Origin of the sequence: Burkholderia multivorans ATCC BAA-247 (genome assembly GCF_000959525.1) — a bacterium.
GTDB classification, from domain to species: domain Bacteria; phylum Pseudomonadota; class Gammaproteobacteria; order Burkholderiales; family Burkholderiaceae; genus Burkholderia; species Burkholderia multivorans.
This window is the reverse complement of sequence record NZ_CP009830.1, coordinates 39,252-65,631: the sequence shown is the minus strand read 5'-3', so window position 1 is coordinate 65,631 and position 26,380 is coordinate 39,252. Positions and strand designations below refer to the sequence as shown.

Below are 26,380 nucleotides of genomic sequence, written 5' to 3'. Positions count from 1 at the left end.
CCGCACGCGGCGGGGCCCGGTTTCCCGAGCAGGCGTCATGCCCACTCGGCCGTCACTTCGATCGGACGCAGGTCGAAGACCAGCACTTCGGCATCGTGGCCATCGGCGAACGTCAGCGCCTGTTCGCCGCGAATCCGTGCGCCGTCGCCTTCACCGAGCGTCACGCCGTTGACCGTGACGCTGCCGCGCGCGACGTGCACGTAGGCGAAGCGATCCGGCGCGAGCTCGAGCGTCGCGCGTTCGTCGCCGTCGAACAGGCCCGCGTAGATCCGCGTGTCCTGGCGGATCTTCAGCGAACCGGCGGTGCCGTCCGGCGACACGACGAGCGCGAGCTTGCCGCGCTTGTCGTCGGCCGCGACGTGCGTCTGCTGGTAGCGCGGCGCGGCGCCTTTCTCGGCCGGCCCGACCCAGATCTGCAGGAAGTGGACGGGCGCGTCCGGCGAGTGGTTGAACTCGCTGTGGCGCACGCCGGTGCCGGCGCTCATCAGCTGCACGTCGCCCGGCACGATCACCGAGCCGGTGCCCATCGAATCCTTGTGCTCCAGCGCGCCTTCGAGCACGTACGACAGGATTTCCATGTCGCGGTGCGGGTGCGTGCCGAAGCCGCGCGCCGGCGCGACGCGATCGTCGTTGATCACCAGCAGATCGGAGAAGCCGACCTGCTGCGGATCGAAGTAGTTCGCGAACGAGAACGTGTGGCGGGAGCTGAGCCAGCCGTGCTCCGCACGGCCGCGTTGGTTTGCTGCACGGATGTCGATCATGATGGGTCCTTGGTGACGCGTCGCCTCGGAAGTGGGCAGTCGCGCTGTGTTGACATCCATCGTAGGTCAATCGATTTGACAAATAAATCGCTGAGGCGATAATCACTGTCGCATCCAAGTGGACAATATGGAACTCAACGACCTCCGGATCTTCGTCGCGACCGTCGATGCGGGCAGTTTCACCGCAGCGGCCGATCAGCTGATGCTGTCGAAGCAGTTCGTCAGCCGGCGCACGATGGCGCTCGAGGCATCGCTCGGCGTGCGCCTGCTGCACCGGAACACGCGCAATCTGGCCGTGACCGAATCGGGCCAGGAGTTCTATGCGCGCGCGCAGCGGATCCTCGCGGAAGTCGCCGACGCCGAGCAGGCGATGTCGGTGCGCAGCACCGAACTGCACGGTTCGCTGAAGATCAGCGCGCCGCTGTCGTTCGGGATCACGCACGTCTCGCCGCTGATCGCCGAGTTCCTGTCCGCGCACCCGGCTGTGCGGCTCAATCTCGATCTGACCGATCGACGCGTCGACGTGATCGGCGAGGGCTTCGATCTCGTGCTGCGGATCGGCGCACTCGAGGATTCGACGCTGATCGCGCGGGCGCTCGGCGCGTGGAAGATGATCGCGTGCGCGAGCCCCGCGTATCTGAAGCGGCACGGCGGGCCCGCGACCCCGGCCGAGCTCGCGAATCACACGTGCCTGCTGTACGGGCGCGAGCGGCGCGTCGGCTGGGAGTTCCGCGTCGACGGCGCGCCGCGCACGTTCGACGTGCAGGGGCCGCTCGTCGCGAACAACGGCGAAGTCGTGCGCGATGCGGCGATTGCGGGGCTCGGCATCGCGCTGCTGCCGTCCTTCATCGTCGGCGCGGCGCTCGACAGCGGCGCGCTCGTGCCGGTGCTCGACGCGTACGCGCCGGCGCCAATCACGCTGAACGCGGTGTTTCCCCAGCATCGCGAAGGCTTCGTCACGCTGCGTACGTTCATCGGATTTCTCGCCGAACGCCTCGGTCCGCGCGCGTGACGCGGTGCGGCGCGGTGCGGCGCGCGTCGCGCTCGCGTTCACGTTGGCCTGCGCGCCCGCTGGCCCAAACGATTCCCCGCGTCTGGCACTATCGCCGCGCATTTTGGCTTCGAATACTGGGTTCGACGATTGCGCGCGACGTGCCGCAGCGCGCTCGCATCGCTGTTCCCGACGAACCCGTTAGCGAGGAGGCGTGCATGCTCCGATATCTGATCGGCATCGGTATTCCGTATCTCGGTGTGATGGGCGTGCTGCCGTGGGTCGCGTCGCAGGACCGCTACGTGTTCGGCGTGCCGTTTCTGTTTATGTGGATCTTCGCGTGGTTCGTGCTGACGTCCGGCTGCCTGTTCGCGTGCTGGATGCTGTTCGACCGCCATGCACCCGGCGCGTAGCCGATTCGTTCGCGCGGACCGCCGGCCGCCTGCGCTTTCCGGCGAACCCTTCGTTCCCGTTCTTTCGCCGAGGTGCGCATGTCCACGGTCGTCTTCGCCGCGCTGATCGCGCTGTCGCTTTACCTGGCCTACCACTCGCGACGCGGGCACGGCAAGCAGAGCGTGCATGACTTCTTCGTCGCGTCGGGCCAGTTCGGTACGGCGCTGCTGTTCTTCCTGACCGCCGGCGAGATCTACAGCATCGGCACGATGGTCGGCTTTCCCGGCGGGATCTACGCGAAAGGGCCGACCTACGGCGTATGGTTTCTCGGCTATATCCTGCTCGCCTATCCGATCGGCTATTTCATCGGCCCGAAGATCTGGGAAGCCGGGCGCCGGCATCATGCGATTACGCTCGCGGATCTGTTCAAAGGCCATTACGGCAGCCGCGCGCTCGAGCTGATCGTTGCGCTCGCATCGATCGTGTTCCTGATTCCGTGGGGGCAGATGCAGTTCACGGGGCTCGCCGCCGCACTGAAAGGACTCGGCTGGCACGTCGATCCGCTGTATCTGATTCTCGTCTGCGCGGCGCTCGCGTTCACGTATATCGCGATGTCGGGCGTGCGCGCGTCCGCGTATATCGCGATCCTGAAGGACATCCTGATGCTGGTCGCGATCGTCGTCACGGGCACGGCCGTCGCATTGAAGGTCGGCAGCGTGCATCCCGTATTCGAAGCCGCGAGCCGGCACGTGAGCAACACGATGACCGCATCGCAGCTGCGCTTCTCGATGAGCACGATGCTCTATCAGTCGCTCGGCTTCTACATCATGCCGTTCGCGGTGCAGGGCTTTTTCACGGCGCGCGGGCCGAACACGATTCGCCGCACGCAGGTCGCGATGCCGCTGTACATGTTGATGTATCCGTTCCTCGTCGTCGCGTCGTATTACGCGATCAGCGCGAACCTGAAGCTCGCGTCGCCGAACGATGCCTTCTTCGCGGCCGTCGTCCATCTGCTGCCGGGCTGGCTGATCGGGCTCGTCGCGGCGGGGGCCGCGTTGTCGGGGCTGCTCGTGCTGGCCGGCATCTGTCTCGCGATCGGGCCGATCGTCACGCGCAACCTGATGCCGAATCTGCCCGAGACGCGCCAGAAGCGCGCGGCGAAATACGTGATCGTCGGCTATCTGCTGCTGTCGATCGCGACGACGATGCTGACGCCGAACCTGATGCTCACGCTGATCAACACGACGTTCTACGGCATCGCGCAGTTTCTGCCCGGCGTGCTGATCCTGCTCGCCCAGCGTCGCGTGCGACCCGTCGCCGTGGCATCGGGCATGCTGTGCGGGCAGGCGCTCGCGATGCTGTTTTACCTGTTGCATGTCGATTTCGGCGGCATCAATCTCGGCCTGGTGTGCCTCGTCATCAACATGCTGGTCGTCGCGGCCGTGCACGCGACGCTGCGCGGGCGACCGGTCAAGCACTACGCGGTGTCCTGACGCGCGTGTCGCGCGTCTCATGGAGGAAAACCATCGATGCAAGCATTCGCGAGCCCCGACACGCGCGTGACGATCTTCGCCGCGCGCCGCATCCTGACGATGAATCCGGCGCAGCCGGCGGCCACGCACGTCGCGGTGCGCGACGGCCGCATCCTCGCGGTCGGCGACGCCGACGACGCGGCCGCGTGGCACACGCGCTTCGGCGCATGCGCGACCGACGACACGCTGCGCGACCAGGTGCTGATGCCGGGTTTCGTCGAAGGGCATTGCCATCTGATGGAAGGCGCGATGTGGGATGCGGTGTACGTCGGCTACTACGATCGCCGCGGGCCGGACGGCACGTTATGGCCGGGCCTGCGCTCGCTCGACGCGGTGCTCGACCGGCTCGCGCAGGCCGAGCGCGCGATGACCGACGACGGGCCGCTGCTCGCCTGGTGCTTCGATCCGATCTTCTTCGGCACGTCGCGGCTGACGGTGCGCGAGCTCGATCGCGTGTCCGCGCGCCGGCCGATCGCGATCCTGCATGCGAGCGTGCACCTGATGAACGTAAACGGCGCGATGCTTGCGCGGGCGGGCATCGACGAAGACACCGACATCGACGGCATCTCGCGCGACGCCGACGGGCGTCCGACCGGCGAATTGCAGGAGTTTGCGGCGATGTTTCCGGTCTATCGGGCGATCGGCAGCAAGCTCGCGATTTCGGCCGGCGAGCAGCCGCATGCGATCCGCAATTTCGGCCGCGTCGCGCAGCTCGCGGGCGTGACGACGGCGACCGATCTCGTGAACGATCTTTCGCCGGCAGGCAGTCGCACGCTGCGCGACGTGACGGGCGACGTCGACTATCCGGTGCGCATCGTGCCGGCGTTCGCGCCGCAGCGCAGCCCCGCGCGCTCGGCCGACAGCGTGCTCGCCGAAGTGGCGCGCAATACCGACAAGCTGCGCTTCGGCGCGGTGAAGTTCATCGTCGACGGCTCGATCCAGGGCTTCACGGCGCGCGTGCGCTGGCCCGGCTACGCGGGCGGCCAGCCGAACGGGCTGTGGCTGATTCCGCCCGCGCAGCTCGTCGACGTGTTCGCGCCGTTTCATCGCGCGGGATTGCAGCTGCATATCCACACGAACGGCGACGAGGCGACCGAGGTCGTGCTCGACGCGATGACGACGCTGCTCGCGCGCGATCCGCGCCCCGATCATCGCCACACGCTGCAGCACTGCCAGATGGCGGACGCCGCGCAGCTCGAGCGCATCCGCGCGCTCGGGATGTGCGTGAACTTCTTCGCGAACCATCTGTACTACTGGGGCGACGCGCATTACGCGCAGACGATCGGCCCCGACCGTGCGAACCGGATGGACGCGGCCGGCTCCGCGCAGCGGCTCGGCATTCCGTACGCGTTGCATTCGGATGCACCGATCACGCCGCTGAATCCGCTGTTTACCGCATGGTGCGCGGTGCAGCGCGAGACCGCGTCGGGCCGCGTGCTCGGCGAGCACGAGCGGATCTCCGTCGATGACGCGCTTCGCGCGATCACGCTCGGTGCCGCATATACGCTGAAGATGGATCATCTCGTCGGCAGCATCGAGGTCGGCAAATTCGCGGATTTCGCCGTGCTCGACGACGATCCGTCGCGCGTTGCGCCGGCGCGGCTCAAGGACGTGCGGGTGTGGGGCACCGTGCTGGGCGGACGCGTGTTCCGCGCACCGCAATGAACGCGGCCGCCGCGCCGATCGATCTCGCGGTCGTCGGCGGCTATCTCGGCGCGGGCAAGACGACCGTCGTGAACGCGATCCTGCAGGCGCCGCACGGCCGCCGCATCGCGGTGCTCGTCAACGACTTCGGCGCCGTCAACATCGACGCGCGGCTCGTGCGTGCGCGCGGCGACGACGTGATCGAACTCGACAACGGCTGCATATGCTGCACGATCGGCGGCGCGCTCGTCGATGCGCTGACACGCGTCGCGGCGCGCGATCTGCGTCCCGAACTGCTGCTCGTCGAAGCCAGCGGCGTCGCCGATCCCGCGAAGATCGCGCAGATCGGCATGCTCGACGGCGCATTCCGGCTGACATCGGTGCTCGTCGTCGCCGACGCGCTCGCGCTCGACGATACGCTCGCCGATCCGCACGTCGGCGCGATCGCGCAACGGCAGCTCGACGGCGCGAGTGCGCTCGTCGTCACGAAGCTCGACCTGCTTGCGCCGCCGCAGCGCGACGCGGCGCTGGCGCGTGTGCGTGCGCGCGCGTCGACCGACATCGTCGTTGCCGCGTCGCACGGCGCGATTCCGCTCGCGCTGCTGTTCGATGCCGCGGTGCCCGATCGGCGCGCGACGCTGCGCATCGCACGCGGGCACCGGCCGATCGGCAGCGACGCGATGCCGGCGCTCGCGAGCGTGACGGTCGCGCTGCCGCAGGTGCTCGACAAGGCGCGGCTGCGCGCGTGGCTGAAGGCGCTGCCGCGCACGATCCTGCGCGCGAAAGGCGTCGTGCGCGTCGCGGACGGCGACGACGTCGCGCTGCGCGTATGTCAGGTCGCGGCACGGCGCGTGCGCCTCACGCCGCACGAATCGGAAGCCGAAGCCGAAGCCGACCGGCGCTGCGCGATGGTGTTCATCGGCATTCTCGATGCCGGCACGGTGGCTGCGCTGCATGACGGGCTCGCGCAATGCCGCGCGTCGGGCGTGGCGGCGTCGCCGTCGCCGGTAGATTGACGGCGGGCGATGGCGCGCCGACGCCCGAGCGTCGGTCTTTATCGTCAAAGCAGATAAACGTATCGAAATCGCTTCGTTGACGCTTGTGTTGCGGCGCTCGTAGATTCGCGTTTTTGACCGAATCGGAGGGCTGCACCGTGACGACCACTGCCACCCGCGACGCGGCACCGGATGCCGCCGTGCGACCGCCCGTGTCGCAGGCGTCGGCCGCGCCGCAGCGGTTCGAGATCGTGCCGTTCGATGCGCCGCTCGGCGCCGAAGTCGTCGGCATCGACTTGTCGCAGCCGCTCGACGCCGACGCGTTCGCGCGGATCCGGCGCGCTCATCTCGACCATCATGTGCTCGTGTTTCGCGACCAGCGCATCACGCCGGACGAACACGTCGCATTCAGCCGCCGCTTCGGCCCGCTGCAGACACATGTGCTGCATCAGTTCGCGCTGCCCGGCCATCCGGAAGTGCTGATCGTGTCGAACATCGTCGAGAACGGCAAGCCGATCGGCCTTGGCGACGCCGGCTACTTCTGGCATTCCGACCTGTCGTACAAGCGCCGCCCGAGCCTCGGCTCGCTGCTGCACGCGCAGGAGCTGCCGGCCGAAGGCGGCGATACGTTGTTCGCGAACATGCATCTCGCGTGGGACACGTTGCCGGAGGCGCTGCGGCGCGCCGTCGAAGGGCGCCGCGCGGAGCACACCTATCTCGCACGCTATGCGGAGCTGCAGGCACGCAGCCCGTGGCGGCCGAACCTGTCCGCCGAGCAGATCGCGCAGGTCGAGCCGGTCGTGCATCCGGTCGTGCGCACGCATCCGGAGACGGGCCGCCGCGCGCTGTTCGTCAGCGAGCATTTCACGACGCGCATCGTCGGGCTGCCCGACGATGAAAGCCGTGCGCTGCTCGACGAATTGTTCGCGCACAGCGTGCGCGCCGAGCATCAGTATCGGCATCGCTGGCGCGACCACGACCTCGTGTTCTGGGACAACCGGTCGCTGCTGCATCTGGCCGCCGGCACGCCCGACCATCTGCGCCGCAAGCTGTACCGCACGACGATCGAAGGCGACGAACCGTTCTGATCGCACGCCGCACCCGTTTCCGCCACTCATTTCCGACCGGAGGTCCGATGTCGTTTTCGTTTCTGTCCGCGCTGACCGGCGCTGCATCGCGCCGGCGTCGCGCGCTCGCCGCGACGTTCGCCGCCGCGCTCGCATTCGTGGGCATTGCGGCGCCGCAGGCCGCGCAGGCCGAAGGCCGGATTCGCATCGCCGAGCAGTTCGGTGTCGTCTATCTGATGCTGAACGTCGCGCGCGACCAGCAGCTGATCGAGAAGGAAGGGCGCAAGGCGGGGCTCGACATCAAGGTCGACTGGGTGCGGTTGTCGGGCGGCGCGGCCGTCAACGATGCGCTGCTGTCCGGGGCGGTCGACATCGCCGGCGCGGGCGTCGGCCCGCTGCTGACCGTGTGGGACCGCACGCGCGGCCGGCAGAACGTGAAGGGCGTCGCGTCGCTCGGCAATTTTCCGTACTACCTCGTCAGCACCAATCCGAACGTCAGGACGATCGCGGACCTGAGTGCGAAAGACCGGATCGCGGTGCCGGCCGTCGGCGTGTCGGTGCAGTCGCGCGTGCTGCAGTATGCGGCCGCGAAGCAATGGGGCGACCGTCAGTTCGACCGGCTCGACGCGCTGACGCAGGCGATTCCGCACCCGGACGCGACGGCGGCGATCGTCGCGAACAGTAACGTGATCACGGGCCACTTCGGCAACCCGCCGTTTCAGGAGCAGGAACTGGCCGGCAATCCGAACGCGCATGTCGTGCTGAATTCGTACGACGTGCTCGGCGGTCCGAGCTCTGCGACCGTGCTGTACGCGACCGAGGCGTTTCGCCGCGACAACCCGAAAACGTACCGCGCGTTCGTCGCCGCGCTCGCCGATGCCGCGCAGCAGATCGCAGCGGACCCGGAGCGTGCGGCGGACGTCTACATTCGTGCGAACGGCTCGAAGATCGATCGCGCGTTGCTGCTGAAGATCCTGCGCAATCCGCAGGTGCAATTCAAGATCGCGCCGCAGAACACGCTGCGGCTCGCGCAGTTCATGTATCGCACGGGCGCGATTCGCCACGAGCCGACCTCGTGGCGCGACTATTTCTTCGACGATCCGGCGACGGCCGGCGGCAGCTGAGCGCGCCGAGGCACGCGTCGCCGCTGCTGCAGCGGCGGCATGCACGCTTATGCATCGCCCGGATTAGGTTATGCGCAATCGTTGGTTGGTGTGCGCATCGGGCAGCCGTATCGTGATGCGTTATCGACGTTTTATCCGCGAGAGCTTCGATCGTGAATGCCCCTTCTTCCCGCACCTGGCTGCCGCCGTTCGCGGCGCGCGATCGCGCGTCGTCCGATACGGGCACGCCTGCGTCCGCGTCGCGTGACGCCCATGGCGCGGCGCCGCAGGCCGCGCCGTCCGCCGCGCACAGCGCACGTCTGCTCGCGGTCGACCGCGTGACGCTCGAGTACCGCACCGGCACGCGCATCGTGCGTGCGACGCAGCAGGTCAGCTTCGACGTGTACGGCGGCGACCGCTTCGTGCTGCTCGGCCCGTCCGGCTGCGGGAAATCGACGCTGCTCAAGGCGATCGCCGGCTTCGTCGAACCGGTCGCCGGCACGATCTCGCTCGACGGCGCGCCGGTGCACGGGCCGGGCCCGGATCGCGTGGTCGTGTTTCAGGAGTTCGATCAATTGCCGCCGTGGAAGACCGTCGTGGAGAACGTCGCGTTTCCGCTGCGCGTCGCCGCGAAGCTGACGCGTGCCGAAGCGCGCGAACGTGCGCTGCACTATCTCGACAAGGTGGGGCTCGGCGCGTTCGCCGATGCGTATCCGCATACGTTGTCGGGCGGCATGAAGCAGCGCGTCGCCATTGCGCGCGCGCTCGCGATGCAGCCGCGCGTGCTGCTGATGGACGAGCCGTTCGCCGCGCTCGATGCGCTGACGCGCCGCAAGATGCAGGAAGAGCTGCTGCGGCTGTGGGACGACGCGCGCTTCACGCTGCTGTTCGTCACGCACTCGATCGAGGAAGCGCTCGTCGTCGGCAACCGCATCCTGCTGCTGTCGCCGCATCCGGGCCGCGTGCGCGCGGAGCTCAACAGCCACGCATATGGGCTCGACAGCGTCGGCAGCGGCGATTTCCGCGCGAGCGTCGCGCGCATTCATCGGCTGCTGTTCGACACCGATACATCGCAGACGGGGGAGGCCGCCTGATGCGACCGTTCGATCCTGTCCTGCCGCCCGTGCGCGCGGAATACGAGCGCGAGCTCGAACCGGCGCGCGATGCCGAGCGCGCGGCGCCTTTGCCGTTGGTGCGACGTGTCGCCGACGCGGCGTGGTTTCGCCGCGCGGCGATCGCGTTCGTTCTGATCGCCGCATGGGAGATCGTCGCGCGCGTCGTCGCGAACGATCTGCTCGTGCCGACCTTCGGCGCGACGCTGGCCGCGTTCGTCGACGGCATCGTGTCGGGCGAGCTGCTCGTGAAGACCGGCATCTCGATGTCGGTGCTGCTGCGCGGCTATGCGCTCGGCGTGCTGCTCGCGTTCGTGCTGACGTCGGCGGCGGTGTCGACGCGCTTCGGCCGCGATCTGCTGGCGATGCTCACGTCGATGTTCAATCCGTTGCCGTCGATCGCGCTGCTGCCGATCGCGTTGCTGTGGTTCGGGCTCGGCACCGGCAGCCTGCTGTTCGTCCTCGTGCATGCGGTGCTGTGGCCGCTCGCGCTGAACATGTATACCGGCTTCGTCGGCGTGCCGGCGACGCTCAGGATGGCGGGCCGCAACTACGGCCTCACTGGCCTGCGGCAGGTGCTGCTGATCCTCGTGCCGGCCGCGCTGCCGTCGATCCTGTCCGGACTGCGCGTCGGCTGGGCGTTTGCGTGGCGCACACTGATCGCGGCGGAACTCGTGTTCGGCGCGAGCGCCGGGCAGGGCGGGCTCGGCTGGTACATCTTTCAGAACCGCAACGAGCTCTATACGGACCGCGTGTTCGCCGGCCTCGCGGCCGTCATCGTGATCGGGCTGCTCGTCGAGCATCTCGTGTTCGACACGCTCGAACGCGTGACCGTGCGGCGTTGGGGCGTCCAGCACTGATCGGTACCGACACCGACGCGCGCCCGACGGCGTGCCGCTCGGACGGAGGTTGTCCACAGGGTTATGCACGAAAACTGTGGATAGCTTGAGGCATGCGGCCGTGTGAGCCCGGTTCCGCGAGGGAGGCGCATGGTGCCGCGTCATGCGGCGTCTCGATTTTGCGTGCCGGCGATCGGTTCGATTGTCCACCAAACCGTGACAGCCAATCCGAATCCAGCCAATTGATGAATTTCGGCGGGACAGTAGACTGCACCCGTGCTTCACCGAAACCGCTCCGAAACCGCGCCGTGAAGGTGTGGCCGGGACGGTTCTACGTGACGCGCGCCGACCGGCGCACGGATCGATCGTGCGAGGAAAGGGTCCGTTGTCGACGTCGCCGCCTGCGCGGCGGCCGCTCGCTGCGGATGCAACGAACGTCAATTGAAGGATGACTGCCATGCGTTACCTGTCGCTGGAATCGAAGAAGGACGAGCTGCTGCTGGCCGCTCGCGTACTGTTGATGATCCTGTTCGTGCTGTTCGGCTGGCAAAAGCTGACCGGCTTTGCGGGCACCGTCGCGTATATGGCGTCGACCGGTTCGCCGTCGCCGGAGCTGTCGGCGGCGATCGCGGTGGGCGTCGAGCTGGTCGGCGGCGTGCTGATCGCGATCGGGTTCTATACGCGTCCGCTCGCGCTCGCGTTCGCCGTCTACACGCTCGCGACCGCGTTCATCGGCCACCGCTACTGGTCGCTCCAAGGCATGGACCAGTACCTCGCGATGATCAACTTCTACAAGAACATCAGCATCGTCGGCGCGTTCCTGCTGCTCGCGCTCACGGGCCCCGGCCGGTATTCGCTCGACCGGCAATGACGAAGCGGCGCATCCGCGCGGATGCGGCAGCCCGGCGCGCGACAAGTGCGCCGGGCTTTTTTGATGGGACGCCCGCGCTTCGCTAAGATGGGCGACCGGAATCCGCTATGGCCTGCGCCCGCACTGCACATGACAGCCTCTTCCCCGTCGTCCCGTCCCGCCACCGTTCTCGTGATCGGCGCATCCGGCCTGCTGGGCCGCGCGGTCGTCGCGTCGCTGTCGCGCGATCCGGCATTCGGGACGATCGCCACGATCCGCAACCGCGATACACGCGGCGCACGTCTGCTCGCGCTGCCGCCCGACAAGATCGCGATGCTCGACGTACTCGATCGGCCGGCGCTCGAACGCGCATTCGACCTGCATCGGCCGGCGGCGGTCGTCGTCTGCGCGGCCGAGCGGCGCCCGGATGTCTGCGAGCGCGATCCGGCCGGCGCGCGCGCCATCAACGTCGACGCGCCGGCCCGCATCGGCGCGCTCGCCGCGCGCTACGGCGCATGGACGCTCGGCATCTCGACCGACTATGTCTTCGACGGGCGCGCGGCACCTTATCGCGAGGACGCGACGCCGAATCCGCTGAACGTCTACGGCCGCACGAAACTGGAAGGCGAAGCGGCGCTGCTCGCCGCGTCGCCGCTGTCGTGCGTGCTGCGCTTGCCGCTGCTGTACGGACCGATCGCCGACTGGAGCGAGTCGGCGGTGACGAGCCTCGTGCCGGCGATCGTCGCATCCGCGCGCGCGGGCGCCGAGGCGGTCGGGATGGATGCATGGGCGATCCGCTATCCGACCTACACGCCCGACGTCGCGGCCGTGATCCGCGATCTCCTGCATCGGCATCTGGCCGGTGCGTCGGTCCTCGGCATCCGCCATTGGTCGGGCGACGAAGCGATGACGAAGTACGAGATCGCGCAGCGTATCGCCGACGCGCTGGGCCTGCGCGCATCGCTCGCACCGATCGACACGCCGGCCGATGCGACGCCGCGTCCGTACGACTGCCATCTCGACGCGGCGCAGTTGCACGCGCTCGGCATTCATCATGCGACGCCGTTCGACACTGCGCTGCGCGAGGTGCTGCGCGATGCACCGCCGCTTCCGTCGCTTCCGTCGCCATCGGCTGCGCCTCACAAGTCCTGAAACGCGCGGGCCGCGCACTGCTATCATTCGCGCCATGCCGCCTGTGCCAGGGGGCGGAGCCGGCGGCGAGGAGGTCGTTGCCGGCCGCGTGCGTCGTGCGCGTGCGCGTGTTGCGGTTCGACGGTGTGGTGTGGACGGCGCGCCGGCGTTCGACGAAGTTCGGACCCGTTCGGTCGGCCGCGTCACAGATTGCAACACGGATCGGCGGAACTTCGTGTTAGGTTCGGCCATCGGAGTTTTTCAGAAAACATGCCCAAAGAGGATGAATAAATGACCCAGGCCCTGCGGGATCTCGAAGCGCAGCTTCGAGACCTGAACATCAAGCTGTCGGAAGCCAAGCAGAAGGAGAAGCAGGCCGCACTCGCGGCATTCAAGCAGCAAGTCGAGCTGTACGGCATCACGCAACAGGAAGTGCTGAGCGCGCTCGGTTATATCGTCCAGCGCAAGCGCAAGGCGCCGGCCAAGTACTACGATCCGACGACCGGCCGCTCGTGGTCCGGCCGCGGCCCGAAGCCGAAATGGCTCGAAGGCAAGGATCTCGATTCGCTGCTCGTCGATCGCGAAGCGAAGACGTGGTGGCCCGGCGACGATCAGGGTTGATGCAGGTCGCGCCGGACGGCAGGCCGGCGCCGCTCGCGTTGCGCGAGCAGGTTTTTCCGGCGATATGTGGCGTCGCCGTTCTTCTGCGGTTTCACCGCGGCATCCTGTTCAGCCGGTCGTCGATGGTTCGACGGCCGGCTTTCCTTTTTTCTGCGGCTGCCGATTCGCCTAGAATGTCGCGAACATTTTTCGGCAGAACACGATGGCAGCAGACATCCCTTCTTCGGCGCTCGGCGATTCGTCGACGCCGCCTGTGCAGCAGGTCGGTCCCTACGCGTGGAAGGCGCTCGCCGGCTCGGCGATCGGCTATGCGATGGACGGCTTCGATCTGCTGATTCTCGGCTTCATGCTGCCCGCGATCACGGCGACGCTGCGGCTGACGCCCGGCGAGGGCGGCGCGCTCGTTACATGGACGCTGATCGGCGCGGTCGCGGGCGGCATTCTGTTCGGCGCACTGAGCGATCGCTACGGACGCGTGCGCGTGCTCACGTGGACGATCATGCTGTTCGCGATCTTCACGGGCCTGTGCGCGTTCGCGCGCGGCTTCTGGGATCTGCTCGTCTACCGGACCGTCGCAGGGATCGGCCTCGGCGGCGAGTTCGGCATCGGCATGGCGCTCGCGGCCGAAGCGTGGCCGGCGAACCGGCGTGCACGCGTGTCGTGCTACGTCGCGCTCGGCTGGCAGGTCGGCGTGCTGCTTGCGGCGCTGCTCACGCCGTGGCTGCTCGCGCATATCGGCTGGCGCGGGATGTTCGTCGTCGGCGTGGCGCCCGCGCTGCTCGCCTGGGTGCTGCGCAACCGGCTGCACGAGCCCGAGGTGTTCGTGCAACGCGCCGCGCAGCCGAGGTCCAATGCGTTCCGGATGCTCGTCGCCGACGGCCGCACCGCGCGTACGAGCGCCGGCATCGTGATCTTGTGCGCGGTTCAGAACTTCGGCTACTACGGCATTATGATCTGGCTGCCGACGTTCCTGTCGAAGCAGATGGGCTTCTCGCTGACGAAGTCGGGGCTGTGGACCGCGGCGACCGTCGTCGGGATGATGCTCGGCGTCTGGGTGTTCGGACAGCTCGCGGACCGCATCGGCCGCAAGCCGACGTTCCTGATCTATCAGCTCGGCTCGGTCGCGACCGTCATCGCCTATGCGCAGCTGTCGAATCCGACCGCGATGCTGTGGGCCGGCGCGTTGATGGGCATGTTCGTGAACGGAATGGTGGGCGGATACGGCACGCTGATGTCCGAAGGCTATCCGACCGCGGCGCGCGCGACCGCGCAGAACGTGCTGTGGAATATCGGCCGCGCGATCGGCGGCTTCGGCCCGATGACGGTCGGCGCGCTCGCCGCGCGCTACTCGTTCCAGACGGCGATTGCACTGCTTGCGGGCCTGTACGTGCTCGACATGGTCGCGACGGTGTTCCTGATTCCCGAACTGAAGGGCGTCGAACTCGAGTAGCGCACGCGCGCTAATGCGCGGCTTTTCGTGCGACGATGCGCGGCCCGCGCGCAATGTCGGTCGCGACGACGCGTATCGCGTCGATCAGCGCGCGCGCCGCCGGCGACGGCGGGCTGCCGCTGCGCGTGATCAGCCCGATGTCGCGCGTCGTATCGTGCATCGGCACGTCGAGCACCGCGAGCAACCCCGACTCGCATTCGTAATGCAATTGCTGCGCGGACAGCACCGCCAGCATGTCGCTATGCAGCAGCAGCCCGCGGATCACCGCGAGATCGGCGCTTTCGACGGTCGGCATCGGCGGCTTGAGCTTCATGCGCCGGAACAGCGCATCGAACAGGCCGCGTGCGGGCGCATGGCTGCGCGGCAGGATCCATTGCGCGGCCGCGAGGCTGCGCAGCCCGAGATTGCGCACGCGCGCGAGCGGATGATCGCGGCGCGCCAGCACGACGAGATTCTCCGACATCAATCGTTCGTTCTCGAGGTCGCCGGCCGCATCGTTCGCGCGCAACGCGCCGAGGATGAAGTCGATGTCGCCCGCGCGCACGCCCGCGACGAGCGCTTCGTACGCGCTTTCGTCGGTGATCACGCGCACTTTCGGGAAACGCGTGACGACGCGCGCGAGCGCTTCCGGCAGGATCAGCGTGCGGCCGAGCGGCAGCGCGCCGACGGTCACCACGCCCTGGATGCTGCCGTGCAATGCGGCGACGTCGTCGGCGACATGCCGCAACTCGTTCAGCGCGCGCCGCACGTGCAGCAGAAACGTTTCGCCGTCGGCCGTCAGCAGCAGGCCGCGCGGATGGCGATGAAACAGCGCGAAACCGGCGCCGCTTTCGAGAATCCGGATCGCGCTGCTGACGGCCGGCTGCGTCACGCCGAGCGCGCGGGCCGCGCTCGGCATGTGACGGTGCCGAGCGAGCGTCGAGAACAGCTGCAGCCGCCGCGTGTTCAGCAGATACGCCGGCAGCCCGCCTTCGCCGGGCGCACGGCGGCGCGACTGCCGCAACGCACACCAGTTCGCGAGTTCGCCGAGCTCGGCGAAGACGCGCTCGCTGCGTTTCAGCACCGCGCGTCCGACCGGCGTCGCGAGCATGCCGGACGGCTTGCGATCGAACAGCGGTTCGCCGAGCGCCGCTTCCACTTCCTGCACGGCACGCGTGACGGCCGATTGCGCACGAAACAGCGCGGCGGCCGCGCGGCTGACGCTGCCCGTTTCGGCAACGCGCTGGACGGCATACAGACACGCAAGGTTCGGCAGATCGTTGGAATCCATGGTCGCGGAAGTTCGATGGAGGACGGACGCGCGTCGTCGCGGCCGCGCGCCAATGACGATCGACTTTACCGGAACGGCGGCGCCCGAACTTGCGTCGTGCTTATCGACCTATCTGTTTTATTTATCGGAAATGAATCGGGCGACGGCGGCACGCGTGCCGGGCGGCGCGCGACGGCCGCGGGCGGAAGCCCTGTCCCGCGGGCCTGCGGCATGTGCGGCACGCCTGCGGCCCGCTCGCCGAACGTGTACTGCGCGCGACTTTCCGCTCAAAACCAAGGGTTTACCCCGACTGGGTGGCGACGATGCGCAATGGGTAATTTCGGCCTGGTCAGCAGCGTGAGCGCCGTTGCCGGCGACCGGGCGGGCCATCTGATCCGTTGTTCGTCCGATCGAAACGGGACATCGGGCGGCAACGGCGAGCGGCGACACGCGCGCCGCGCACCGTCCGCCGCGACGGTGGCGACGCGCACACCGCACACGCGCATCCACTCTGCCGGACCGTCGAGTCGACGATCCGCATTCGAACATCGCGAAGGAGCACACAGGCCATGGCACGGATTATCGGGGGCATCGCGGCCTCCCACACGCCCACGATCGGGTTCGCGTTCGACAAGAACAAGCGCGACGATCCGGTCTGGGCGCCGATCTTCGAGAACTTCGCGCCGCTCGCCGCATGGCTCGACGCGCAGCGCCCGGACGTGCTGCTGTTCATCTACAACGACCATGTGACGTCGTTCTTCTTCGATCACTACTCGGCATTCGCGCTCGGCGTCGGGCCGCAATGGCATCCGGCCGACGAAGGCGGCGGTGCGCGCGACCTGCCGCCGATCGCCGGCGATCCGGCGTTCGCCGCGCATATCGGCCAGTCGCTGATGGCCGACGAGTTCGACATGTCGTTCTTCCAGAACAAGCCGCTCGATCATGGCTGTTTCTCGCCGTTGTCGGTGCTGTGTCCGCATCGCCCGGACTGGCCGGTGCGCCTCGTGCCGCTGCAGATGGGCGTGCTGCAGCTGCCCGTGCCGTCCGCGCGCCGCTTCTACCGGCTCGGGCAGGCGCTGCGCCGCGCAATCGAGAGCTATCCGGAAGACCTGCGCGTCGCGATCGTCGCGACCGGCGGGCTGTCGCACCAGGTGCACGGCGAACGCGCGGGCTTCAACGATCCGGAATGGGACCGGCGCTTTCTCGATCTGTTCGAGCGCGATCCCGAACGTCTCGCCGGCATGACGCTGGCCGAATACGCGACGCTCGGCGGCTTCGAAGGCGCCGAGGTCGTGATGTGGCTCACGATGCGCGGCGCGCTGCCGGCCGGCGTCGTGTGCCGGCATCGCAGCTACTACCTGCCGTCGATGACGGGCATCGCGACCGCGATCTACGAAAGTGCGGACCCGGACGTCGACACGGCCGCCGTCGAACGGCACCGTCGGCGCATCGCGGCCGAGCTCGACGGCGTCGAGCGCCTGCCCGGCACGTATCCGTTCACGATCGCGCGTGCGGTGCGTGCTTACCGGATCAACGACTATCTGCACCGGATGATCGAGCCCGCCCATCGCGCGCAGTTCCTCGCCGACCCCGAAGCGAGCTTTGCGGCGGCGGGCCTCAGCGACGAAGAGCGCGACCTGATCCGCCGGCGCGACTGGGCCGGCCTGCTGCGCTACGGCGTGATCTTTTTCCTGCTGGAAAAACTCGGCGCGGTGACGGGCGTGTCGAACCTGCACATCTATGCGGCGATGCGCGGCGAATCGCTCGAGGATTTTCAGCGCACGCGCAATGCGCCCGGCGCGCTGTATTCGGTCGCCGGCAAGAGCGCGGGGCCGCTCGGCTGGGACGCCGGCACGGAGGGCAACGAAAGCTAGCGAATGCGCACGCGGCAACGTTTGCCGCGTGCGTCGCCGGCCTCCGCAGGAGATCGGCTCAGATAAATAGGATGGCGAAGCGAAGCACGGATCGCCGCCAAGGAGACAGGAGAAACAGGATGGCAAGTGGAAAGACAATCGACATCAAGTCGTTCATCGACGACCGGCCGGTGTCGCGCTACCAGTGGCTGCTGGTCGCGCTGTGCTGCCTCGTCGTGATTGCGGACGGGATGGATGTCGCGATCATGGGGTTCGTCGCGCCGTCGGTGATTCGCGACTGGGCGATCTCGCGTCCGGAATTCGGGCTCGTGATGAGCGCGGCGCCGATCGGCCTCGTGATCGGTGCGCTCGTCGCCGGCCCGAGCGCGGACCGGTTCGGGCGCAAGCGCGTGCTGATCGCGTCGGTGTTTCTGTTCGGTCTTTTCACGATCGCGACCGCGTATGCGGGCTCGCCGGTTCAGATGGCCGTGCTGCGGCTGCTGACCGGCATCGGGCTCGGCGCGGCGATGCCGAACACGACGACGCTGCTGTCGGAGTATGCGCCGCAGCGGATGCGGTCGCTGATGATCACGATCATGTTCACGGGCTTCAATCTCGGCTCGGCGCTGATCGGCTTCGTCGCCGGCTGGCTGATTCCGCTGCACGGCTGGCGCGCGGTGCTGCTGTTCGGCGGCGCGCTGCCGCTGCTGCTGATTCCGCTGCAACTGTGGCTGCTGCCCGAATCGGCGCGGCTGCTGGCCGTGCGCGGTGCGCCGTCTCAGCGCATCGGCGCGTTGCTGAACCGCGTCTGCGGCGCACGCTTCGACGGCAACGAGACGTTCGTCTCGAACGAGCCGCCGCTGCCGACGCGCAAGCCGATCGGCGTGCTGTTCTCGCAAGGCTATGGCGTCGTCACGGTATCGCTGTGGATCACGTACTTCATGGGACTGCTCGTGATCTATCTGCTGACCGGCTGGCTGCCGACGCTGATCAAGGACGCGGGCCTGTCGGTCAGCACGGCCGCGAACGTGACGGCGATGTTCCAGATCGGCGGGACGATCGGCGCGATCGGCGTCGGCTGGCTGATGGACAAGGTGCGGCCGGCACCCGTGATCGGCGCAGCGTATCTCGGCGGCGCGCTGTGCGTGGCCGTGCTCGCGTGGGCCGGCGCGCTGTCGTCGTCGCTCGCGCTGCTCGTGTTCGCGGCCGGCTTCTGCATGAGCGGCGCGCAGACGGGGCTGAACGCGTATGCGCCGGGCCGCTACCCGACCGTCGCGCGCGCAACCGGCGTGAGCTGGATGCTCGGCATGGGCCGCTTCGGCAGCATTTTCGGTTCGGCGATCGGCGGCGCGCTGCTCGGCCTCGGCTGGAAGTTCGACGCGATCCTGTCGATGCTCGCGGTGCCCGCCACGTTCGCGGCGATTGCGATCGTCACGACACAGCGCGCGGCCGCACGCGAACCGAAGGAAATGGAAAAACCGGCGCACTGACCGCGTCCGCGCGATCGCGCGTCCCGCGTCGCGGGACGGCGCCGACACGCGGCATCCGGCCAGCCCGTCATGCAACAGGAGTGTCAATGATCATCGATATTCACGGCCACTACACGACCGCGCCGAAGGCGCTCGAGACCTGGCGCAATCGCCAGATCGCGGCGATTCACAGCCCGTCCGAGCGGCCGAAGGTCGCGGAACTGAACATCAGCGACGACGAGCTGCGCGAATCGCTCGAGCCGAACCAGCTGCGGCTGATGCGCGAGCGCGGCCTCGACCTGACGATCTTCAGTCCGCGCGCGAGCTTCATGGCGCACCACATCGGCGACTTCGACGTGTCGAGCACGTGGGCCGCCGTCTGCAACGAGCTGTGCTACCGCGTGCACCGGCTGTACCCCGACCGCTTCGTGCCGGCGGCGATGCTGCCGCAAAGCCCCGGCGTCGACGTCGCGACCTGCATTCCGGAGCTCGTCCGGTGCGTCGAGGCGTACGGCAACGTCGCGGTCAACCTGAATCCCGATCCGTCCGGCGGCCACTGGACGAGCCCGCCGCTGTCGGACCGCTACTGGTATCCGCTGTACGAGAAGATGGTCGAGTACGACATCCCCGCGATGATCCACGTGAGCACGAGCTGCAACGCGTGCTTTCACACGACCGGCGCGCATTACCTGAACGCGGACACGACCGCGTTCATGCAGTGCCTGACGTCCGATCTGTTCAAGGACTTTCCGACGCTGCGCTTCGTGATTCCGCACGGCGGCGGTGCGGTGCCGTATCACTGGGGGCGCTTTCGCGGCCTCGCACAGGAACTGAAGAAGCCGCTGCTGACCGAGCATCTGCTGAACAACGTGTTCTTCGATACGTGCGTCTATCACCAGCCGGGTATCGATCTGCTGACCGGCGTGATTCCGGTCGACAACATCCTGTTCGCGAGCGAGATGATCGGCGCCGTTCGCGGCATCGATCCGGAGACCGGGCACTACTACGACGATACGAAGCGCTACATCGAAGCGTCGGCACTCGACGCGCAGGCGCGCTACAAGATCTACGAGGGCAATGCGCGCCGCGTGTATCCGCGCCTGGATGCGCAACTGAAAGCGAAGGGGAAGTGAAGATGAACGAACTTGGCGTGGTTTACCGCACGATCCATCGCGCGGACGCGCAGATCGCCGCACGGCTCGGCGAACTCGGTACCGCGACGGTGCACGAGGCGATGGGGCGCACGGGGCTGATGAAGCCGTACATGCGTCCGATCTATCCTCGCGCGCATGCGGCGGGCACGGCCGTAACCGTGCTGCTGCATCCGGGCGACAACTGGATGATGCATGTCGCGGCCGAACAGATCCGGCCGGGCGACGTCGTCGTCGCGGCGATCACCGCAGACTGCACGGACGGCTATTTCGGCGATTTGCTCGCGACGAGCTTCAAGGCGCGCGGCGCGCATGCGCTGATCATCGACGCGGGCGTGCGCGACGTCGCGGTGCTCGAGGCGATGCAGTTTCCGGTATGGAGCAAGGCGATCTCCGCGAAAGGCACGATCAAGGCGACGCTCGGCTCGGTGAACGTGCCGGTCGTCTGCGCGGGCGCGCTCGTGCATCCGGGCGACGTGATCGTCGCCGACGACGACGGCGTCGTCGCGGTGCCGGCCGCGCAGGCGGCCGACGTGCTCGACAAGGCGCTTGCGCGCGAAGCGAACGAGGCGAAAAAGCGCGAGACGCTCGCGTCCGGCGTGCTCGGCCTCGACATGTACGACATGCGCGAGCCGCTGCGGCAGGCCGGCCTGCGCTATATCGACTGACGCGGAGGCGACGATGGCACACGCGCCCCGCACGCCGGCCGCGATCGCCGGCATCTCGTCGATGGCGACGCGCCCGCTGCTCGCCCGGCTCGTCGAGTGCTATGCGCACGACACGGGCGGGCGCGTCGACGTCACGTCGATCGGCGGTGTCGATGCCGCGCGTCGCGTGCAGGCCGGCGAGCCGTTCGACTTCGTCGTGCTCGCAGCCGACGCGATCGAGCGGCTCGCGGCCGAGGGCCGGGTCGACATCGAAGGCCGCGTCGACGTCGCGCGCTCGGCCATCGCGGTGGCGGTGCCGGCCGGCACGCCGCGCCCCGATCTCGGCACCGAAGCCGCAGTGCGCGACGCGGTGCTGTGCGCACGCCGGATCGGCTACTCCACCGGGCCGAGCGGCGTGCATCTGAACCGCTTGTTCGCGCGCTGGGGCATCGCCGATGCGCTCGCGTCGCGCATCGTGCAGGCGCCGCCCGGCGTACCGGTCGGCTCGCTGATCGCATCCGGCGACGTCGAGCTCGGCTTTCAGCAATTGAGCGAGCTGACGAACGTCGACGGTATCGACGTCGCGGGCCTGCTTCCCGACACGATTCAGTCGATCACGGTGTTCGCGGCGGCGGTCTGCACGGCGGCGCGCGAACCGGCTTCGGCCGCGCAGTTTCTCGCCTATCTGGCGTCGCCGCACAACGATGCGGCAAAGCGCGCGTGCGGGATGGAGCCGGCGTGACGCCGTAATACGCGACCGGATGGCGGCGCGCGTCGGCTGCATCCGAGCGATAAACAGATCGGATGGCACGGCGCGCGGTTCGCAACGCAGCGATACGACGTCGCTCGTTATGCTGACCACGGAACGTCGCGCCTGTCGATGCACGGCGTTCAACCGCGTGTCGACGCTATCACGAACGGCCGTCGCGCGACACGCGCGTACGGCTCGCCAATCAAAACGACAGGAGACGGACATGGAGACGAACGGCAACGCAACGTGCGCGCGGCGCACGGGTGGACGCGAGACGGGCAGCGGAACGGAGCGGCTGCTGCGGCGGCTGGCGATCGCGATCGGATGGCTCTGCGCGGTGATGATCGGCTGGCCGCTGGCGGCGAGCGCGGCAAGTGCAGCGAGCAGCGGCGGTCTCGCGAATCTGCCGGCCGTGATGCCGGCGATGTCGTGTCAGGCGATCGCATCGCTCGACCTGAGCGGCGTGACCGATGGCCCCGTGACGATCACGTCCGCGACCGTGCTGCCCGCGGGCACGGTCGTCGGCAACAACACGCTGGCCGCGCCGATGTGCGACGTGAAGGGGACGATCGGCCCCGGCGCATCGCTGTTCGAGCTCCAGCTGCCGACGCAGGGCTGGACGCAGCGCTATCTGCAGACCGGATGCGGCGGCTTGTGCGGCAATCTGTCGGTCAACGCGCCGATGGCGTCGACCTGCGTGCCGGTGACGAACGGTACGATCGCGATGGCCGCAACCGACATGGGGCACGAAGGCGGCAACGACGGCGCCTGGGCGCTGGACCCGCGCGCGAAGCTCGACTTCGCGTATCGCGCCGAGCATGCGACCGCGCAGGTCGCGAAGGCGATCATCCAGCGCTTCTATGCGCGGCCCGCACGCTATGCGTACTTCGACGGCTGTTCGGACGGCGGCCGCGAGGCGTTGATGGAAGCGCAGCGCTACCCCGACGATTTCGACGGGATCGCCGCCGGTGCGCCCGCGAACGATCTGATCGTGCAGAACACGTTTCATCACGCGTGGCCCGCCGCCGTGAACACCGATCCGAAGACCGGCAACGCGATCCTGCTCGCCGGCAAGCTGCCGATGCTGCATGCCGCCGTGCTGAAAGCATGCGATGCGCTGGACGGTGTCGTCGACGGCGTGATCGACAATCCGCGCGCGTGCCGCTTCGATCCCGCGACGCTCGTGTGTGCAACCGGCCAGGAGAACGCGACCTGCCTGACGCCGCAGGAAGCGGCTGTCGTACGCCGGCTTCACGACGGCGCGACGACGGCCGACGGGCTGCGGCTCGAACCGTTCGTATCGCGCGAGTGGGGCTCGGAGCTGAACTGGACGCTGTTCGTGCCGGCGACGGCCACCGCGCAGAGCGGCACGATCGGCTTCGTGCTGCCGTTCCTGCGCTACCTCGACTATTACAACGCGTCGTATCCGTCCGCGACAATCGGCGATCTGAAGTTCACGCTCGCGGGTTTCCTGAAGACGGTGGTCCCCGTGTCGAACTACCTGGCCGCGACCGATCCCGACCTGAGCCGCTTCGCCGGCCGCAACGGCAAGCTGCTGCTCTGGCACGGGCTCGAGGACCAGCATATCTCGCCGCGTTCGAGCATCGAATATTACGAAGCGATGAAGCGCTACATGGGCGACGCGAACGTCGACCGCTTCGCGCGCTTCTATCTGTTCCCGGGCGTCGCGCACTGCGGCGGCGGCCAGGGGCCGAACGTGTTCGACGTGCTGACGCCGCTGATGGCGTGGACCGAGACGGGCACGACGCCGGGCCGGATCGTCGCGTCGATCGTCGACGCGAGCGGCAACACGACGCGCACGCGGCCGGTGTTTCCGTACCCGGCCACCGCGCGCTACACGGGCAGCGGCAGCACCGACGACGCGGCAAACTTCGTCGCCGACACGCCGAAGGCCGATCCGTTCGTCGACCTGCACTGGGCCGGCGAATGGCTGTACTCGCCGGGCTACGAAGCGACGTGCCGCGTGAACGGTTCGCAACTCGCGTGCACGGGCGGCAACGGCTGGCGCGCGTACCGCCCCTGATCGAACGAGCGGCGTCGATGCGCCGCTCGCCATTTCAATCCTGTCAGACAAAACCAACGAAGGAGACATATCGATGAAGAAGCAGGCATGGCGGACGGCGCTGACGTCCGGCGTCGCGTTCGCGGTCGCTGCCCCGGCATTCGCGCAAAGCAGCGTCACGCTGTACGGGATCGTCGACAACGGCATCGGCTACCAGAGCAGCGCGACGACGGTCGGCTCGACGTCCGGCGGCAAGTCGCTCGTCAAGATGAATCAGGGCGTGTGGGCCGGCAGCCGGTTCGGCCTGAAGGGCACGGAGGATCTCGGCGGCGGCACGAAGGCGATCTTCACGCTCGAATCCGGATTCAATTCGGGCACCGGCGCCGCGCAGTACACCGACGCGATGTTCGGCCGGCAGGCGTGGGTCGGGCTCACCAACGCGACGTACGGCACGCTGACCGCCGGGCGGCAGTACGCGTCGTACTACCAGACGATGGCGCCGTTCAGCCCGATCACGTGGATCACGGGCTACTACGGCGCGCACCCGGGCGACGTCGACGGGCTCGACACCATCTACCGTGCGAACAACACGATCGAATACACGTCGCCGAAATGGTACGGCCTGACGCTGAGCGGCTCGTACTCGCTCGGCGGCGTCGCGGGCAGCACGAACGCCGGCTCGACCTGGGCGGCCGGCATTCAGTATGCGGCCGGCCCGCTCGGCGTCGGCGTCGCGTTCGAGCGCGTCAACAACTCGAATACCGCGGGCGGCGCGTGGGGCGCGAATTCGACGACGTCGAACGGCGGCTCGCAGATCGGCGTGTCGGCGGTTACGAACGGCTATCAGACGGCGAAGGCGCAGCAGCGCTTCGCGGCCGGCCTCAGCTACCGGTTCAGCGACGCGTGGGATGCAACGGCGACGTACACGAACACGCAGTACCTTCCGGGCGCCGCATCGAAGTTCTTCAATACGGCGATCTTCAATACGGCGGGCGCGGTGCTGCACTGGAAGCCGTCGGCGGTGTGGGATTTCGGTGCGGGCTATGCGTATACGCGCGCGACGGAATCGAACGGCATCACCGATAGCGCGCAATATCATCAGTTCAACCTGTCGCAGTACTACTCGCTGTCGAAGCGCACCGGGCTGTATCTGCTCGAAGCGTATCAGCATGCGAAGGGCAAGACGCTCGGTACGAACGGCGCCGGCAATATCGTCAATGCGACCGCGACGCTCGGCGACGGGCTGAACACGGCGCCGTCGTCGACCGGCAATCAGTTCGCGTTCGGTGCCGGGATCATTCACCGGTTCTGAGACGAACGGGAAGCAACGCCGATTTCATGGAGGGGCGTGAACGGGCCGACAGGCCCGTTTTTCATGGTCGTGCGACTGCTGCGCGCATTCGGCCGATCGCCCGGTATGGAACGCGCGTTCAGAACGAATGCGTGATCCCAACATGCGCGAGCAACTGCGACCTGCCCGACGACGGCCCGTTCGGATAGGTCGCGGCCGTCGCGCCGTTGCCCGACGCGAGCTGCCACGTCAGCGTCGCCTGCAGCTGCGTGCGTTTCGACAGCGAATACAGGTTGCCGGCTTCCAACGTGTTCCAGTGCATGCGTTCCATGCGCGAATACGTGTAGTCGAGCGTGACGGCCTCCGCCGCCGTGAACTGATAGAGCGTGCCCGCATCGATGTTCTGCATGTGCGTGGCCGCCCGCGCAGCCTTGATGTCGGTACGCGTGTACAGCAAGTTGATCGTCCACGGCTGCACGACCCGGTATGTGAGTCCGATGCCGAGATTGTCGACCGCGTTGGACTGGAACGTCTGCTGCGCCGACAGCGTCTGCCCGAGAAAGCGTGTCCAGCCGAAGTAGTTGTAGAGATCGAGCACGCGGCGCTTGCTCGTCATGTAGGTGACGCCGGCCGACAGCGGTCCGCGATCGTACGTTGCGTACGCGCCCGCGCTGTGCCCGCTCGCATCCGAGCCCGCAAAGCCGTATAGCGCGCCGACCCGCACGCCGTACCAGTCGGGGCTGCGGTACTTGACGGCGTTCTCGATCTGGTAGCCGTTGGTCAGGCTGTCCAGATTGCCCGCATGGAACGAGTACAGGCTGCGGTTCCAGAACGCATTCGAATAGCGGATCGCGACGTCGTCCATCAGATCGGACTGGCGGCCGAGCGTCAGTGTGCCGAGCGGCCCGTCGAGGCCGACGTAGGCCTGCCGGTCGAACAGCGTATTGGTCTTGATCAGTGCGCCCGTGTTGACGTTGAAGCCGCTCTCGAGCGCGAACACGGCGCGATAGCCGCCGCCGAGATCCTCGTTGCCGCGCAACCCCCACCGCGTCGGCGAACCGATGCCCGAGGCGGTGCCCCACGACGAACCGCCACGCTTGTTGCTGATGTACGTGATGCCGGAATCGACCTGCCCCCATAACGTCAACGCGCTGCTTTGCCCATGGGCGAGCGAAACCAGCGAGACGCCGCAGCCGGCGATCAGAAGCGTGCGAGGCAGGATTTTCATGTGTCGGATTTCGGAAGTGGAGTGAGGGCAGATCTGTGTCTAATTGACCATAGGTGGTCGTTTCGTTATTACGTGGAAAAATCATAGGACTGCCGCTCGACGCCGTGCAAGCGGAAAAATACTCAGGTGCTGCTTGACCGGCATTTTTGACCACGCGATGATCGCGGCTCCGATGGTCGAAATGTCCATATATGGTCATTCAAGAGCCAAGCCGACGACACCGACGAGA

23 protein-coding genes are annotated in these 26,380 nt (G+C 67.7%); 20 read left to right on the top strand and 3 right to left on the bottom strand.

Annotated elements, in window-relative coordinates:
• Window positions 1-35 precede the first annotated feature (35 nt).
• Window positions 36-761, bottom strand: coding sequence for a pirin family protein (locus tag NP80_RS00280; RefSeq protein ID WP_006410166.1), 726 nt, complete (start codon window positions 759-761; stop codon window positions 36-38).
• 127 nt (window positions 762-888) lie between these two features.
• On the opposite strand from NP80_RS00280, the gene NP80_RS00275 reads away from it, so the two are divergent.
• The 13 genes from NP80_RS00275 to NP80_RS00215 all read left to right on the top strand — a co-directional run bounded on the left by NP80_RS00275 (window position 889) and on the right by NP80_RS00215 (window position 14,489).
• Window positions 889-1,773: a LysR family transcriptional regulator gene (locus NP80_RS00275; RefSeq protein ID WP_006410182.1), complete on the top strand. Its 885-nt coding sequence runs from the start codon at window positions 889-891 to the stop codon at window positions 1,771-1,773.
• Window positions 1,774-1,970: 197 nt separating this feature from the next.
• Window positions 1,971-2,165 carry a DUF3311 domain-containing protein gene (locus tag NP80_RS00270; RefSeq protein ID WP_006405399.1) on the top strand — a complete coding sequence of 65 codons (195 nt, stop codon included), beginning with the start codon at window positions 1,971-1,973 and terminating at the stop codon, window positions 2,163-2,165.
• Window positions 2,166-2,243: 78 nt separating this feature from the next.
• A complete protein-coding gene (locus tag NP80_RS00265; protein ID WP_006410179.1) occupies window positions 2,244-3,638 on the top strand; it encodes a sodium:solute symporter family protein in 1,395 nt (464 codons plus the stop codon).
• 36 nt (window positions 3,639-3,674) lie between these two features.
• Window positions 3,675-5,342 carry an amidohydrolase gene (locus tag NP80_RS00260; protein WP_006410177.1) on the top strand — a complete coding sequence of 556 codons (1,668 nt, stop codon included), beginning with the start codon at window positions 3,675-3,677 and terminating at the stop codon, window positions 5,340-5,342.
• A complete protein-coding gene (locus NP80_RS00255) occupies window positions 5,339-6,337 on the top strand; it encodes a CobW family GTP-binding protein (RefSeq protein WP_006410173.1) in 999 nt (332 codons plus the stop codon). Before NP80_RS00260 ends, NP80_RS00255 begins: the two co-directional genes overlap by 4 nt.
• A gap of 137 nt (window positions 6,338-6,474) precedes the next feature.
• A complete protein-coding gene (locus NP80_RS00250) occupies window positions 6,475-7,404 on the top strand; it encodes a TauD/TfdA dioxygenase family protein (protein ID WP_035946854.1) in 930 nt (309 codons plus the stop codon).
• Between the two features lie 47 nt (window positions 7,405-7,451).
• Window positions 7,452-8,507, top strand: coding sequence for an ABC transporter substrate-binding protein (locus NP80_RS00245; RefSeq protein ID WP_006410174.1), 1,056 nt, complete (start codon window positions 7,452-7,454; stop codon window positions 8,505-8,507).
• A 152-nt stretch (window positions 8,508-8,659) separates the two neighbouring features.
• Entirely contained in the window at window positions 8,660-9,580 is a 921-nt protein-coding gene (locus NP80_RS00240) for an ABC transporter ATP-binding protein (protein WP_006405392.1), read from the top strand.
• Window positions 9,580-10,458 carry an ABC transporter permease gene (locus NP80_RS00235; protein ID WP_006410183.1) on the top strand — a complete coding sequence of 293 codons (879 nt, stop codon included), beginning with the start codon at window positions 9,580-9,582 and terminating at the stop codon, window positions 10,456-10,458. Before NP80_RS00240 ends, NP80_RS00235 begins: the two co-directional genes overlap by 1 nt.
• 436 nt (window positions 10,459-10,894) lie before the next feature.
• A complete protein-coding gene (locus tag NP80_RS00230) occupies window positions 10,895-11,308 on the top strand; it encodes a DoxX family protein (RefSeq protein WP_006405389.1) in 414 nt (137 codons plus the stop codon).
• A 129-nt stretch (window positions 11,309-11,437) separates the two neighbouring features.
• Entirely contained in the window at window positions 11,438-12,439 is a 1,002-nt protein-coding gene (locus tag NP80_RS00225) for a dTDP-4-dehydrorhamnose reductase family protein (protein ID WP_035946853.1), read from the top strand.
• A 270-nt stretch (window positions 12,440-12,709) separates the two neighbouring features.
• A complete protein-coding gene (locus NP80_RS00220; protein WP_006399203.1) occupies window positions 12,710-13,039 on the top strand; it encodes an H-NS histone family protein in 330 nt (109 codons plus the stop codon).
• 202 nt (window positions 13,040-13,241) lie between these two features.
• A complete protein-coding gene (locus NP80_RS00215; protein WP_006410184.1) occupies window positions 13,242-14,489 on the top strand; it encodes an MFS transporter in 1,248 nt (415 codons plus the stop codon).
• Window positions 14,490-14,499: 10 nt separating this feature from the next.
• Here NP80_RS00215 and NP80_RS00210 read toward each other — a convergent pair whose 3' ends face one another.
• Window positions 14,500-15,759: a LysR family transcriptional regulator gene (locus NP80_RS00210; protein ID WP_006405386.1), complete on the bottom strand. Its 1,260-nt coding sequence runs from the start codon at window positions 15,757-15,759 to the stop codon at window positions 14,500-14,502.
• A 548-nt stretch (window positions 15,760-16,307) separates the two neighbouring features.
• Here NP80_RS00210 and NP80_RS00205 point away from each other — a divergent pair.
• The 7 genes from NP80_RS00205 to NP80_RS00175 all read left to right on the top strand — a co-directional run bounded on the left by NP80_RS00205 (window position 16,308) and on the right by NP80_RS00175 (window position 24,944).
• The gene (locus NP80_RS00205; protein ID WP_006399199.1) at window positions 16,308-17,612 is read left to right on the top strand and encodes a gallate dioxygenase; all 1,305 of its coding nucleotides are present in this window, start codon (window positions 16,308-16,310) and stop codon (window positions 17,610-17,612) included.
• Window positions 17,613-17,731: 119 nt separating this feature from the next.
• Window positions 17,732-19,081: an MFS transporter gene (locus NP80_RS00200; protein ID WP_006410193.1), complete on the top strand. Its 1,350-nt coding sequence runs from the start codon at window positions 17,732-17,734 to the stop codon at window positions 19,079-19,081.
• A gap of 86 nt (window positions 19,082-19,167) precedes the next feature.
• The gene (locus NP80_RS00195) at window positions 19,168-20,193 is read left to right on the top strand and encodes an amidohydrolase family protein (RefSeq protein WP_006399197.1); all 1,026 of its coding nucleotides are present in this window, start codon (window positions 19,168-19,170) and stop codon (window positions 20,191-20,193) included.
• A 2-nt stretch (window positions 20,194-20,195) separates the two neighbouring features.
• A complete protein-coding gene (locus tag NP80_RS00190) occupies window positions 20,196-20,879 on the top strand; it encodes a 4-carboxy-4-hydroxy-2-oxoadipate aldolase/oxaloacetate decarboxylase (protein WP_035946852.1) in 684 nt (227 codons plus the stop codon).
• Between the two features lie 13 nt (window positions 20,880-20,892).
• Window positions 20,893-21,600, top strand: a complete 708-nt coding sequence (locus NP80_RS00185; RefSeq protein ID WP_006410176.1) for a substrate-binding domain-containing protein — start codon at window positions 20,893-20,895, stop codon at window positions 21,598-21,600.
• Window positions 21,601-21,832: 232 nt separating this feature from the next.
• Entirely contained in the window at window positions 21,833-23,653 is a 1,821-nt protein-coding gene (locus NP80_RS00180) for a tannase/feruloyl esterase family alpha/beta hydrolase (RefSeq protein ID WP_035946848.1), read from the top strand.
• A gap of 73 nt (window positions 23,654-23,726) precedes the next feature.
• Entirely contained in the window at window positions 23,727-24,944 is a 1,218-nt protein-coding gene (locus tag NP80_RS00175) for a porin (protein ID WP_006410180.1), read from the top strand.
• A gap of 118 nt (window positions 24,945-25,062) precedes the next feature.
• Here the strand turns inward: NP80_RS00175 and NP80_RS00170 are convergent, their stop codons facing one another.
• Window positions 25,063-26,151, bottom strand: a complete 1,089-nt coding sequence (locus tag NP80_RS00170) for a porin (RefSeq protein WP_006410162.1) — start codon at window positions 26,149-26,151, stop codon at window positions 25,063-25,065.
• Window positions 26,152-26,380 lie beyond the last annotated feature (229 nt).